The following is a 13,619-nucleotide window of genomic DNA, read 5'->3' as shown; positions in this document are numbered from 1 at the left end:
CTTAAAGCAATTAACTAAAATACAGCCTCTACGCTGTATTTTTCTTATTAAACGATGTTAGGAGATGAAATGACCGACCAAAAGGTGATCGTAGCGCTAGATTACGACAATATTACAGATGCACTGACCTTTGTTGACAAGGTAGATCCACAATCTTGCCGACTAAAAGTTGGAAAAGAGATGTTTACTCTGTTTGGTCCTGATTTCGTCCGAGATCTGCATAAACGAGGCTTTTCAGTTTTCCTTGATTTGAAATTCCATGATATTCCGAACACCTGTGCTAAAGCGGTACGTGCCGCGGCAGAGTTAGGGGTTTGGATGACCAATGTACATGCAAGTGGCGGAGAGCGAATGATGACCGCCGCTCGTGACATTTTACAACCTTATGGAGCCGATCGCCCGTTGCTTATTGGTGTGACAGTGCTGACTAGCATGGAGCACAGTGATCTTTCTGGTATCGGAATTAATTCGGACCCTCAAGAGCATGTGCTTAAGCTTGCACGATTGACTCAGCAGTCAGGCTTAGATGGCGTTGTGTGTTCTGCACGTGAAGCGCAAATGCTCAAGCAAAACCTTGGTAGTGAATTTCAGTTGGTGACGCCTGGTATTCGTCCTAGCGGCTCTGATGCGGTGGATCAAAAACGTATCATGACACCTGTCGAAGCAATGAGCGCAGGGTCAGACTATCTTGTGATTGGCCGCCCAATCACACAAGCTGATAACCCGCAGCAAGTGCTAGCAACAATCAACCAGTCTTTGCTCAGTCAATAAAGGTCGATTGTTATACGTGGTACCGTGATTAGGCGCTTTTCGAAGGTTAACCCTCAGAAAGCGCCTTTTTCGCTTATTGAGCAGCGAGGTTGGACTTAATCCTCAATGGGTTTTCCGCTGTGAAATTTGAAGTCTTCGTCTGGTGAGCGAATCAGATCCGCTTCAACTTGGCCAAAGTGGCGGATGCGATCACTGATGTCATGTCCTGCAATCTCTCTAGCCAGTGTTAAATAGTCTTCATAGTGCCTAGCTTCAGAGCGGAGCAAAGAGACGTAAAACTTACCGAGCTCATCATCAAGATGAGGTGCCAGTTTGGCAAACCGCTCACAAGAACGGGCTTCTATGTACGCACCCACGATGAGCTTGTCGACTAAAGCGTTAGGTTCATGTGTCGTCATTTCCCTGATCATTCCCTTCGCATAGCGGCTCGCGCTAATCGGCTCATAGCTAAGGCCCTTGCGGTGCATGATTTCAAGCACTTGATAGAAGTGATGGAGTTCTTCTTTGATGAGTCTCACCATTTTATCAACCAACTCTTGGCCATAGCGAGACTGAGATTTGGCAATGATTGACTTTGAAATTTGGCTTTTGTCCTTCAATGACTCTAACGTACCGATGCGCCGATAAGCAAAGTCCTCATAAGGCTTGAACCATTCAAGCAGGGTATGTGCGCTATCTTTTTCAACCGCATATTTTCTAATTAAATACATGGCAGATTGCGCAGCTTTCAATTCGCAATGCAAATGATCCAGCAAAAGGATAGGTAGGCTTTCCGGTTTACGAGCGGTCTCGACCCATGAATCAGGGGTTTCGCATTGCAAAAAGTCGAGGATAGGGCGGAGCAGGGCTTGGTAATTATCAGTCATAGTACGCATTCAAAAAATAAAAGGCCGCGAAAGCGGCCTAGACAAAATTCATTATGGATTATATTACCATTTTTTCTTTTCGCCAAAGAGTGCGTCCATATCGTCCTCTTTTGCTTTTTCCTCGATTTGCTGAAGATCTTCGGCGCTTTTAGTTAAACGGGTTTGTTCTAAGTCGTCGAACATGGATTGCAGCTTCTCTCGTATCTGGTTTGAATAGGAGTCGTTTCGAGAGCTTAGAACGTCAATTCCTTTACGAAGCAGCTGAATTGCGGTGCCTGGTTGGCCGCGGCCAATCGCCTCATTGGCCCGTTTCACCACGTTCTCGATGTTGATTCGTACTTGAATGGTTTCAAGACGACTATTTTCCGTGACAAACGCTTGTGTCTCAAAGCGCCCTTTGTTGTGTTCACTGCGAACGATGTCGCGTAGGCGTTTCACTAACTTCAACATTGAGATAGCTTGCTTGTCATTTTGAGGGACTTTAAATGTGGTGCTTTCTTTTGTATCACTGGCCTGCAATTGTTCAACCTGTTGACTCATGTTCTCTTTACGCTGCGCCCACTGTTTGTTCGAGGGGTCGAGATCGGCCATATTTTCTAAGCAATCGAGAATTCTGGTATTCAGGCAAACCAGCAATTCTTTGCTGTAAGGTATGTGGTGTGCGTGGCCAATCAGTTCTTCTGTCGCGTCAATGATCGCAACATATTTTGAAACCTCTTGCCGTTTGGCGGTTTCGACTTTCATCCTGTACTGCAGCATGATGTTGTAGCCGAGCACCAACACTAGTAATACCGCAACTAAAGCTACTATTAAACCAATATTCATATATTCAATGTCTTATTTTTTAAGGCTAGATTGAGGTCTTAGGGCATCCAGCAAAGTATAAATCGAACCCAATGACTCAGTTATCTACAATCACCTATTGATTATTAATGAAAATCTGCGGATTGGACAACATTATGAGTGCTAAATTACAAAAAAATATTTGTGATTCCACTAAAAGCTCGGAGATATTGCGACCGAGACCGATTTTCACTGTCAATTTCATTGATATGGCGTTATAACTAATGATTATAAACTATCAGAGTGTGTTTATCTCTCCCTCGGTTAATAGATGATATATTCGTGTGCTGATAGACATAAAATGTGTAGAATTTATCTCGCATGAACAAAGAATTACGAGGTTAGCAATGAAATTGCAGCAATTGAAATACATTGTTGAGGTACTGAACCATAACCTAAACGTCTCGGCAACAGCAGAAAGCCTATATACCTCTCAGCCAGGGATCAGTAAGCAAGTGCGCTTGCTTGAAGATGAACTCGGTATCCAGATTTTCGAACGCAGCGGTAAACATTTAACTCAAGTCACCACCGCGGGCGAGGATATTATCCGTATCTCTCAGGAAATCCTTTCAAGAGTCGATGGAATTAAAGCGGTCGCTGGGGAGCACACTCATCCAGAGATGGGGACGCTGAATATATCTACCACTCATACTCAAGCTCGCTACGCGCTCCCGGAAGTGATTAAAGGTTTCACTGCGCGTTACCCTAAGGTGTCACTGCACATGCACCAAGGAACGCCAAGCCAGATGTCTGAAGCGATCACGAAAGGGACAGCGAACTTTGCGATTGCGACTGAAGCGTTACATTTGTATCAAGATGCGGTTATGTTGCCTTGTTATCATTGGAATCGCTCAATCGTCGTACCTAGAGATCACGTTTTGGCCCGAAAAGCACATATCACGATTCAAGACTTAGCGGCCTATTCGTTAGTGACCTATGTATTTGGCTTTACGGGACGCTCTGAACTAGACACCGCTTTTAATCGTGAAGGACTCACTCCAAAAGTGGTGTTCACAGCGACGGACGCGGATGTAATCAAGACTTACGTGCGGATGGGCATAGGAGTCGGGGTGATCGCCAGCATGGCTTTTGATCCCGCCAGTGATTCAGATCTTGTTGCGATCGATGCAAAACATCTCTTTGGTCCGAGTACGACCAGTATAGGCTTTAGAAAAGGTATCTTCTTACGCTCATACATGTTTGATTTTATGGAACGGTTTGCCCCACACTTGACTCGTCCAGTGGTCGAGCAAGCGTTGTCGCTAAAATCGAACGTAGAGATTGAAGAGATGTTTAAAGATATCGACTTACCAGTGCGCTAGTCCCTAAACGTAACTTTCCTCAAAACGCATATATTTTGCAGTGACTTCATTTAAGCTCTGCTCTAAAATAGGCGCGTTTTAGGGGAGAGCTTATGGTAAAACAATTTGCGCAGCTCGATCGTTTTTTGATCGCGCACCAAGAGTATTGGCGCTGCTCTCCTTTTCATGACAGCCAAGCGATCCGTGAGCGATGGCAACATACTCATCCTGCTTTAGTGAGTTGGTTGGATGGTTTGTCGTTAGATCAAGTCGACCGCTTTAAGTGCAACCCCTCTGAATTAATTGAACAAGCCTCCGACTTTTTCCCTGAAATGGCCGCTTTACTTACTTCTCTTCAATTGCCAGAAAGTGAAGCGGCAAGCCTGACATTACCTAGAGGCCATGAAGCTGGAATTCCCGGTCGAAAGCTTGACCAAATCTTATCAATGGGCAACGCCGCTCTCGCACAACATCGGGGCAGTGAATGGCTTGAGTGGTGCTCAGGCAAAGGATATCTGGGGCGTTTTCTTGCCGGACAATCAGGGCAGGCTGTCACTAGTTTCGAGTATCAGGCGAGCTTGTGTGAGTCTGGACAAAGCGCCGCAAATCAATTGGGTCTACCCATGACCTTTGTTCAAGGTGATGCGTTTGCACCTCAAGCTGTCGATTCCCTAAATACTAACCAACATGCGGTAGCCCTGCATGCGTGCGGCGACTTACATGTTAGTTTGATTCAAATGGCAGTACGGCAAGGTTTACCCGCAGTCACGATCGCGCCTTGTTGCTATCATTTGATTCGGTGCGACCATTATCAGCCTCTATCCCAACAAGCTCAGCAGTCTACATTGTTGTTATCTAAAGACGATCTTAGGATTCCTCTGCAAGAAACCGTAACAGGTGGAGCGCGAGTTAAACGTCATCGTCAGCTTGAAATGGTTTATCGTTTGGGTTTCGATTCCCTGTTGAAGCATGCTTTGCACTATGAATATTATTTGCCTATTCCTAGTATCAAAAAGTCCATGCTCGCCGAAGGCTTCGAGAATTTTTGTGATTGGGCGGCAAACGAGAAAGGTTTAACGCTGCCAAGTGTCGATTTCACTCACTATGAAAAGTTGGGCATTGAGCGCTTTGACGTGATGGAGCGCCTAAGTTTGATTCAAGATTTATTTAAGCGCCCACTAGAATTATGGCTCACTTTAGACAAGGCTATTTTTTTGTCTGAGCACAACTATCAAGTTCACCTCTCTACGTTTTGTGACCGCCAAGTTTCGCCCAGAAATATCTTAATTCATGCTTCTTTAGTAGATTAACCTTTGCTGTTCTCTTGTTGCGTATTCGTTAATTAATCCTTTTCAGCTCAATCTTTTATTGATACTAATAGATGAAAATGGAATGTGATTACACTACGCAAGGATCAAGAATGAAACTGGGAAAACTCACCGCAACACTCTCTCTTGCAGGGCTCGCTCTGCTGACTTCTTCTTATACGATCGCTAAAACGATGACGGTCGCTGTGTCGCAAATTGTGGAGCATCCTGCTCTTGATGCAACTCGTCAGGGGCTACTTGATGGTTTGAAAGCGAAAGGCTACCAAGAAGGGAAAAACCTTAAATTTGAATATAAGACGGCTCAAGGTAACCCTGCCATTGCGGTGCAAATTGCTCGCCAATTTGTTGGGGAACATCCAGACGTTTTGGTGGGTATTGCCACACCTTCTGCTCAGGCTCTAGCTGCCGCGACTCGCAATATCCCGATCGTCTTTACTGCAGTCACAGACCCTGTTGGCGCCAAGTTGGTCAAACAGTTTACGCATCCGGGAAGTAATATTACGGGCCTGTCTGATCTGTCGCCAATCGAGCAACATGTCCAGCTAATTAAGCAAATTTTGCCCAACGCGAAAACTATTGGCGTGGTGTATAACCCGGGTGAAAGTAACTCTGTGGCGTTGTTGAAGCTTTTGAAAGCGTCCGCGAGTAAGCATGGCCTGACGGTAATCGAAGCGACAGCACTGAAAAGTGCCGATGTTCAATCAGCGACTCAAGCTATCGCCGCGAAATCGGATGTGATTTATGCCCCGACAGATAACACTGTGGCCAGTGCGTTGGAAGGCATGATCATCGCCGCCAACCAAGCGAAAACGCCAGTATTTGGCGGTGCAACGTCTTATGTAGCGCAAGGTGCGATTGCAAGTCTCGGCTTTGACTACTATCAAGTTGGAGTACAAACTGCCAATTATGTTGCCGCCATTTTAGGCGGTGCACAACCCGGTAGCCTCGACGTTAAAGTCGCGACAGGTTCGGATCTTTTGGTCAATACATCGGTCGCTAAAAAACTGGGTATTACGCTTCCACAAGCTGTGTTGAGCAAAGCAGAAATCATCCAATAAGCACGCTTAAAAATAGGTGCCCGAACGCTTATTAGCGTAAATCGGGTAGACAAGGAGTTAAGATGTCTTCTTATGCATTTTTTGGCGCGCTGGAGCTGGGGTTAATATACGGCTTGGTTGCATTGGGCGTATATCTGACGTTTCGGGTATTGGACTTTCCCGATCTCACTGTTGATGGCAGTTTTCCAATGGGGGCGGCAGTGGCCGCAACGGCTATCGTCTCGGGTATCAACCCGTGGCTTGCGACGGGAATGGCAATTTTAGCTGGCGCGACGACGGGTTGGGTGACCGCATTTCTTTCCGTGCGCTGTGGGATCTTACACCTACTGGCGTCTATTTTGACCATGATTGCGGCCTTTTCGATCAATATCCGGATTATGGGGCGGCCCAATATTGCGCTGCTCGGCGAAGATACCATTCTCACTTCATTTCAATCTCTTGGCGATCTCACCTACGTACGACCGCTAGTGGTGGGGGGAGTTGTGCTTCTTTCCGCAATATTTGTGATTCGTTTATTGAATAGTGACTTTGGCCTCGGCTTACGCGCTACCGGAGTCAATGCTCGCATGGTATCGGCGCAGGGTGCGAAGATTGGCTTCTATACCTACTTTGCTTTAGCACTCTCAAATGGTTTTGTTGGCTTGGCGGGAGCCTTATTTGCGCAGACCAATAGTTTTGCCGATGTGACATCTGGGGTCGGGACGATTGTGGTGGGATTAGCCGCGGTTATCTTGGGCCAAACCTTGATCCCTAGTCAAAAAATTTGGCTTGCGGTAGTGGCGGTGATTCTTGGCTCGGTTCTTTACCGTTTGGCAGTGGCATTTGCGCTTAGCTCTGGAATGTTTGGCCTGCAAGCCTCAGATCTCAATTTGGTCACCGCGGTGCTGGTAGCCATGGCACTAATTGCGCCCAAAATCAAAAGTAAGATGTGGCAAAGAAGAGCCATCTCTGCCGCTAACTCACGCCAACCGGAGGATTAAGCATGATACAACTTAACGATCTGCATGTGACGTTTAATCCCAATACGATTCTTGAAAACCGCGCGTTAAGAGGGGTGTGCTTAGAGGTGCCCGAGCATCAGTTTCTAACGGTGATTGGCTCAAACGGCGCGGGCAAGTCAACTTTACTAGGGGCGGTGACGGGGGAGACCCCCATCGCAAGTGGCAGAGTACTGATTGATGGTACTGACGTAACTAAACACAGCGTGTCGCAGAGAGCCAAACTTTGCGCTCGAGTATTCCAAGACCCGTTAGCGGGTACGTGCGGCGAACTTACCATTGAAGAAAATTTAGCGCTTGCCTACATGCGAGGAAAACGGCGCAGTTGGGGGTTAGCACTGTCTAGCAAACGGCGGCAATTGTTTAAGGAAAGGATCAGTATTCTAGGCCTTGGCCTTGAAGATAGGCTGACCGACAGTATCGGTTTACTTTCTGGTGGTCAGCGGCAAGCGGTGAGCTTAGTGATGGCGACGTTGTCGCCGAGCAAATTATTGTTGCTTGATGAGCATACTGCGGCGCTCGATCCTCGTATGGCTGCATTTGTTACCCAACTGACGAAAACCATCGTTGATGAGTTTCAATTAACGGTGCTGATGGTGACACACTCAATGAAAGATGCGCTCGCTTGTGGTGACCGCACCGTGATGTTACACCAAGGTGAAGTGGTATTGGATGTCTCGGGTGAACAGAGACAAAAAATGCAGGTGCCTGATTTATTGGATATGTTCTCAAAAGTTCGTGGAGAAGAGCTAGCCGATGATAGTCTGCTGCTGAATTGATGCAGATATATCTGTTCTGGCGAGTGCTCACATCTTCTTGCGTGTCAGACTACGAAACCTAAAATTTTGGCTATCCTCAGAAGGGGAATAGGTCATCAGACGTTGAAACGATGCAAGTGATGAGCTTGTTTGTATCGTTTTTTCGTTTAAACGTAGGGAAGGGTAGCCGTATGAAATGTCCAAAATGTCATTCCAATTTCGAGCAATTGCAAACGCCTTTAGGTGATGTGGAAAGGTGTACGAATTGCAAAGGGTTATGGATCGATATTTATGAGCTGGAAGCCATGAAACCGTTAGCGGATGTCATTGACACGGGCGATGAGAAAGTGGGCAAACAGTACAACGAGGTGGACAGGATCAATTGCCCCGTTTGTCCAAACAACCCTATGCTACGTATGGTTGATCCTAAGCAACCTCATATTTGGTTTGAAAGTTGCCCTACCTGCAAAGGACGTTTTTATGATGCAGGAGAGTTTAAAGATCTTGCCACACTTGATATCTCAGACTTCTTTAAAAAGTTTGGCCTTAAGGCGAGAGATTAAATCCCAGTTTGGTTACATCCCATGGCTCAAACTCACCTTTGAGTGGTAGCGATAAACTGGCAATAGTTGGGGTGTAGTGTGGGCTGTATTTCTTAAGACTGCCGCAATTGCACGTTCTGTATATAGCCACTTGGTTCACAACTGATTTGAGTCTAATGGGGAAGATAAACGTGGAACATGTATTCTTCATCGAACCCCTTGTCGCCGGTCGAAGTGGCCCCGATAAAGATATGTGGGATATTGAAACGCTACAAGGTGAGGGAGTAGCTACTATCTTGTCGGTCAATGATGGTGAAATGGTACATGTCTCGCGGCTTACATCGTTAGGAATCGAATACCTGCACATTCCACTTTCTAGCAATGCGCCTATTCAAGAGGGCGACTTAGGTATTTGCCTTCAAGCCTTACCTCGAATTGTTCGTTTTATCGATGTTAGTCAGAAGCTAGGAACTGTATTGATACACTGCCGCTCCGGAAAAGATCGTACAGGACTTGCGTTAGCAGCGTATTTAGTCGAAGTGAAAGGGTATCGTATTCAGGCTGCAATGGACGCGGTGAAAAGTGTTCAGCCAAATGCGTTTTCTGCTGCAGGGTGGGATGAGTTTGCTCGGTGCGTGCTCAGTGAATATGAGCAAACCAAATTTACACGGAATAATGCATCTTAAAGCCACTTGGGTATATAATGGCGGCGATTTATTAGCTAACCAAATTAAAGGCCTTGAATGACTGCAAATATCTCTTTGGACAACCTTCCTAAAGACCCAACCGAACGTATGAATCAATTTTTTAACGCGGCAATCGCTGACCTGAAAATTTGGTTGCTGGTTGATGAACATGGCAGTGTGCTACTGAGCGCCGAAGATGAAGATTGTGTTCCTGTTTGGCCAACTCAAGAGCATGCTGAGCAATGGGCGACAGATGAATGGGAAGGTTTTAAGCCAGAAGCCATCTCGGTGGCGAAATGGAAAAGCCGTTGGACTCCTGGACTCGAAGAAGACGAACTATCAGTGATCGTATTCCCAGATCAGCAAGGTGAAGGCATTGTGCTATACCCAGATGAGTTTGATTTCGAACTGAAGAAACGTGAATCAAAACGTCGTTAGTATTTTTACTTTCGCAGAAAAAAGCTATGAGTAGGTGGGCGACCATCTACGCCAGCCAAAGAGAAATGAGCCCAGTGAGTTACTGGGTTCATTATCAGATTTAGCATCATTTTCAAGTTGAAATATTGCTGGCGGAAACGGCGTGTTATGCCGTTTTGGACAATTGAGTCTGGTAGGTTTGGATATGTTCGACGATCGGTTGCGCTTGCTTGAAAGTGCGGATCTCTCTAAATAAGTCGTTCGCCTGCGGGTACTCATTACGTAGGTACGAGAACCATTGCTTAACTCGGTTAGGGTAGTAGAGCCCTTTGTCGCCTTTCATTTCATATCGAGAATACGATAGCAATAAATCGACCACCTGACGCCAAGGCATGACAGTGTGGTTATGCTTTACCACGTTGCCTAGATTCGGCACGTTGAACGCGCCGCGGCAAACCATCAGTGAATCGACGCCTGTTGTTTCGATGCAGTCTTGCCCATCTTGATAAGACCAAATTTCACCGTTGGCGACCAAAGGTAAACTGACTTTTTGGCGAATCTGATTAATGTAATCCCATTTGATTTCACTCGCTTTATAGCCGCCCATTTTAGTGCGTGCATGTACGGTCAGGCCGCTGGCCCCCGCTTGCTCGATGGCATCAACGATTTCAAAGCAGTCTTCGGGGTTTTCCCAGCCGAGGCGAATTTTGGCGGTGACAGGGGTATCGGATGAAACGGCGTCTCGGCAAGCTTTGACGACCTGATAGATGACATCAGGGTGCTGGAGTAGAGCCGCACCACCTTTACTTTTGTTTACCATTTTGGCGGGGCAGCCAAAATTAATGTCGATGCCCTTTGCGCCAAGATTCTCTGCTCGAACCGCATTTTCCGCCATCCATTCGGGGTGTTGACCGAGCAATTGAATGTGCACAGGGACGCCACTCTTGGTTTTTGAGCCTTGTTTGAGTTCTGGACATAAACGGTGGAATACGTGTTCTGGTAGAAGTTGGTCTACTACACGGACAAACTCGGTAACGCATAGGTCATAGTCGTTAATGTCGGTCAGGATTTCTCGCATCAAGTGATCGAGAACGCCTTCCATTGGGCCTAGCACTACTCGCATTGGGTTTGCCTCGTTAAATTCAGCGCAAAGTGGGAAAGCGGCAGATTGTAGTGCTCGAACGCACGCTTGTCACGGTTATCTTTAAGTCAAATTCATTCAGGCCCGTCGGATCCCGCCTCTGAACACTATCAGGGAGACAAGCGTTCGGTGTATAATGCGCGCAAAGACCCCTTTGATTGACAGATTTTCATGACTTACCAGCTTATTAAATTAGACTCAACCCTTGACGCTATCACACCTTATTTTGTCGAAGGTGCAGTGCTAGCATCGAACTTTTCTACCCAACCCTTACAGCCAGAAGCATGGCTATACGACGTTGTGGGCGAAGTGGAAGATAGCATGAAGGCCACGTTCGTTGAGCAGATAAACTGGCAGTACTCGCACTTAAAAGCCAATGCTTACGATGCTCAAGGTTTGTTTGAAAATGATGTAGAAAAGTTAGCTGAATTTGCCCAAGGGTTTATGAGCGTATGGCCTGTGGTTGAGGAAAAGTGGCAGCAAGCCAGTATTGCTGATGGCACACTGCGTATGTTGCAAGCCTTACTGACAACACTCATGCTGGCAATTGATGAAGAGGGGGTACAGCAGCAGATGCGCGAGTCAGGAATCGAAACGCCGCCTTGTTTGCAAGATATGTTGCCCCAATTAAATATCATGATTAATGAAGTAGCATTGGCTGCAGATGAGCTGATGAATGGCCATCAAAGCCAGCATGTGAACCCTTATAAAGCGATCAGCCGTAACGACTTGTGCCCGTGTGGTAGTGGCATCAAGTTTAAGCAATGCTGCGGGAAATAAACCGAGCGATTGTTTTTGGTTGAACTATTGCCAAAGAAAGTATTCTCATCTATATCAAGGCTCTGTCACGCGCGATACATAGCATCAGCAGGCCTGTTTTCCCGATTGTTTGCGTTGGAGCGTTTTGAATGAAGAAATTATATGTTTTATTGCTGTTGAGTTTTTCTGTGCTAGCGTCACCGAAAGATGTGCTAAACCAACGCTTAACCATGAATAAGGGCTTTAGTGCGAGTTTTACTCAACAAGTGATTAGCCCAGATGGCGACACTTTGATGGAAGGCAAAGGCAGCGTTGAAATTGCTCGCCCAAATATGTTCCGCTGGTCAACGACCTCGCCAGATGAAAATTTGCTGGTTTCAAACGGCCAATCTCTATGGTATTACACGCCATCGTTGCAACAAGTGACGATTTATGACCAGCAGAAAGCGACATCACAAACACCGTTTGTACTGCTAACACGTAATAATCCAAACGATTGGGATAATTATGATGTGAGTCAAAAAGGCGATCTCTTTACTCTAAAGGCAACCACTGAAAGCGCCAACCAAAGTGTTTATCACATCGATATCAACAAGCAAGGTGTCGTGAAAAACTTTAATGTCACCGAGCAAGATGGGCAAAAAAGTCTATTTGCGTTCCATAATGTCGAACTAGTCACGCCTAAGTTAAGTGAGTTCAAATTCACGGTGCCTCAAGGTGTGGATGTTGACGACCAACGTAATCAATAACTTAATTAACGGCGAGTAGTGGTAGATGAGCAATTATGATTTAGAGTTTGCGACGGGTGATGATTTTCGTCCTCTCGCAGCTCGAATGCGGCCAGAAACGGTTGAGCAATATATTGGTCAGCAGCACATTCTAGGCCCGAATAAGCCGCTCCGTAAGGCGCTGCAATCTGGTCATCTCCACTCAATGATTTTGTGGGGCCCTCCGGGTACAGGCAAAACGACGTTGGCAGAAGTTGCGGCCAACTACGCCAATGCGGAAGTCGAGCGTGTATCCGCGGTCACCTCAGGCGTGAAGGACATTCGCCTTGCTATTGATAAGGCGCGCGAAAATAAAATTGTCGGTAAGCGAACTATTTTGTTTGTCGACGAAGTCCATCGTTTCAACAAATCTCAGCAAGATGCTTTTCTGCCACACATTGAAGATGGCACGGTCACCTTTATTGGCGCGACAACTGAAAACCCGTCGTTTGAGCTCAATAACGCTTTGCTGTCACGTGCACGTGTGTACAAACTGACGTCTCTATCTAAGGACGAGATTTTACTCGCTCTTCAGCAAGCCATTAGCGATAAAGAACGTGGGTTAGGTCAGATTCCAGCTCAGTTCGCGGATGAAGTATTAGAGCGGTTAGCTGAGTTGGTTAACGGTGATGCGCGGATGTCACTTAACTACTTAGAACTTCTGTTCGATATGGCAGAAGCAAATGAGCAGGGTGAGAAAGTCATCACCTTGCCGCTGTTGGCGGAAGTCGCGGGAGAAAAAGTTGCCCGTTTTGATAACAAAGGCGATATTTGGTACGACTTGATTTCGGCAGTGCATAAATCGATTCGTGGCTCGAACCCTGATGGCGCTCTGTATTGGGCAGCGAGGATGATGGCTGCGGGGTGCGATCCTTTATACATAGTGCGCCGTTTGTTGGCGATTGCGTCAGAGGATATTGGCAATGCCGATCCGCGAGCAATGCAAGTCGCCATTTCTGCTTGGGATTGTTTTACCCGTATTGGGCCGGCAGAAGGGGAGCGCGCGATTGCTCAGGCGATTGTCTATTTAGCCTGCGCACCCAAAAGTAATGCGGTGTATACCGCGTGGAAGCAAGCTCTTACCGACGCGCACCACGAACCAGAATACGAAGTACCAGTGCATTTAAGAAATGCGCCAACGAGTTTGATGAAAGAAATGGGGTATGGCGCGGAGTATCGTTACGCACACGATGAACCTGGTGCCTATGCCGCTGGTGAGCAATATTTACCCCCAGAAATGGCGGGTACACGCTACTATAAGCCAACAAATCGCGGCTTAGAGACAAAAATTGCCGATAAACTGGAGTATTTGGCTAGTTTAGACGCAAATAGCCCACAAAAACGCTATGAAAAATAGCCTGTTTTGGTTATCGTTAGCAAGATT

General features: G+C 46.5%; 15 protein-coding genes. 12 read left to right on the top strand and 3 right to left on the bottom strand.

What is annotated here, in order from left to right; translation table 11 throughout:
- Nucleotides 1-69 precede the first annotated feature (69 nt).
- Nucleotides 70-771: an orotidine-5'-phosphate decarboxylase gene (pyrF, locus tag L4C34_RS13705; protein ID WP_428789914.1), complete on the top strand. Its 702-nt coding sequence runs from the start codon at nucleotides 70-72 to the stop codon at nucleotides 769-771.
- A 95-nt stretch (nucleotides 772-866) separates the two neighbouring features.
- On the opposite strand, the gene miaE is transcribed toward pyrF, so the two are convergent.
- The gene (gene miaE / locus L4C34_RS13700; RefSeq protein WP_428789913.1) at nucleotides 867-1,637 is read right to left on the bottom strand and encodes a tRNA isopentenyl-2-thiomethyl-A-37 hydroxylase MiaE; all 771 of its coding nucleotides are present in this window, start codon (nucleotides 1,635-1,637) and stop codon (nucleotides 867-869) included.
- A 63-nt stretch (nucleotides 1,638-1,700) separates the two neighbouring features.
- Nucleotides 1,701-2,462, bottom strand: coding sequence for a DNA repair protein (locus L4C34_RS13695; RefSeq protein WP_428789912.1), 762 nt, complete (start codon nucleotides 2,460-2,462; stop codon nucleotides 1,701-1,703).
- A gap of 365 nt (nucleotides 2,463-2,827) precedes the next feature.
- On the opposite strand from L4C34_RS13695, the gene cysB reads away from it, so the two are divergent.
- From cysB to L4C34_RS13655, 8 genes are all read left to right on the top strand, one after another.
- Complete coding sequence (cysB, locus tag L4C34_RS13690) at nucleotides 2,828-3,802, top strand: HTH-type transcriptional regulator CysB (RefSeq protein WP_428789911.1); 975 nt, start codon at nucleotides 2,828-2,830, stop codon at nucleotides 3,800-3,802.
- A 92-nt stretch (nucleotides 3,803-3,894) separates the two neighbouring features.
- Nucleotides 3,895-5,091 carry a methyltransferase gene (locus tag L4C34_RS13685; protein WP_428789910.1) on the top strand — a complete coding sequence of 399 codons (1,197 nt, stop codon included), beginning with the start codon at nucleotides 3,895-3,897 and terminating at the stop codon, nucleotides 5,089-5,091.
- A gap of 110 nt (nucleotides 5,092-5,201) precedes the next feature.
- Complete coding sequence (locus L4C34_RS13680; protein WP_428789909.1) at nucleotides 5,202-6,167, top strand: ABC transporter substrate-binding protein; 966 nt, start codon at nucleotides 5,202-5,204, stop codon at nucleotides 6,165-6,167.
- 62 nt (nucleotides 6,168-6,229) lie between these two features.
- Entirely contained in the window at nucleotides 6,230-7,147 is a 918-nt protein-coding gene (locus L4C34_RS13675; protein ID WP_428789908.1) for an ABC transporter permease, read from the top strand.
- Nucleotides 7,148-7,149: 2 nt separating this feature from the next.
- Nucleotides 7,150-7,944: an ABC transporter ATP-binding protein gene (locus L4C34_RS13670; protein WP_428789907.1), complete on the top strand. Its 795-nt coding sequence runs from the start codon at nucleotides 7,150-7,152 to the stop codon at nucleotides 7,942-7,944.
- A 170-nt stretch (nucleotides 7,945-8,114) separates the two neighbouring features.
- On the top strand, nucleotides 8,115-8,486 hold the full coding sequence (locus tag L4C34_RS13665) for a TFIIB-type zinc ribbon-containing protein (protein ID WP_428789906.1): 372 nt from the start codon (nucleotides 8,115-8,117) through the stop codon (nucleotides 8,484-8,486).
- Between the two features lie 170 nt (nucleotides 8,487-8,656).
- Entirely contained in the window at nucleotides 8,657-9,151 is a 495-nt protein-coding gene (locus L4C34_RS13660) for a protein-tyrosine phosphatase family protein (RefSeq protein WP_428789905.1), read from the top strand.
- A 108-nt stretch (nucleotides 9,152-9,259) separates the two neighbouring features.
- Nucleotides 9,260-9,589, top strand: a complete 330-nt coding sequence (locus L4C34_RS13655; RefSeq protein WP_428789979.1) for a DUF2750 domain-containing protein — start codon at nucleotides 9,260-9,262, stop codon at nucleotides 9,587-9,589.
- Nucleotides 9,590-9,734: 145 nt separating this feature from the next.
- Here L4C34_RS13655 and dusC read toward each other — a convergent pair whose 3' ends face one another.
- Nucleotides 9,735-10,691, bottom strand: a complete 957-nt coding sequence (gene dusC / locus L4C34_RS13650; RefSeq protein WP_428789904.1) for a tRNA dihydrouridine(16) synthase DusC — start codon at nucleotides 10,689-10,691, stop codon at nucleotides 9,735-9,737.
- A gap of 189 nt (nucleotides 10,692-10,880) precedes the next feature.
- On the opposite strand from dusC, the gene L4C34_RS13645 reads away from it, so the two are divergent.
- The 3 genes from L4C34_RS13645 (at nucleotide 10,881) to L4C34_RS13635 (ending at nucleotide 13,592) form a co-directional block, all read left to right on the top strand.
- A complete protein-coding gene (locus tag L4C34_RS13645) occupies nucleotides 10,881-11,489 on the top strand; it encodes a YecA family protein (protein ID WP_428789903.1) in 609 nt (202 codons plus the stop codon).
- Between the two features lie 128 nt (nucleotides 11,490-11,617).
- Entirely contained in the window at nucleotides 11,618-12,217 is a 600-nt protein-coding gene (gene lolA / locus L4C34_RS13640) for an outer membrane lipoprotein periplasmic chaperone LolA (protein ID WP_428789902.1), read from the top strand.
- A gap of 25 nt (nucleotides 12,218-12,242) precedes the next feature.
- Nucleotides 12,243-13,592 (top strand): replication-associated recombination protein A, encoded by a 1,350-nt coding sequence (locus tag L4C34_RS13635; protein WP_428789901.1) that lies wholly within the window; start codon nucleotides 12,243-12,245, stop codon nucleotides 13,590-13,592.
- Nucleotides 13,593-13,619: the final 27 nt, after the last annotated feature.

The sequence above is a fragment of the Vibrio profundum genome (assembly GCF_050337555.1).
Taxonomy (GTDB): Bacteria; Pseudomonadota; Gammaproteobacteria; order Enterobacterales; family Vibrionaceae; genus Vibrio; species Vibrio profundum.
The sequence above is the reverse complement of the archived record's forward strand: the minus strand, read 5'-3'. Positions and strand labels throughout refer to the sequence as shown.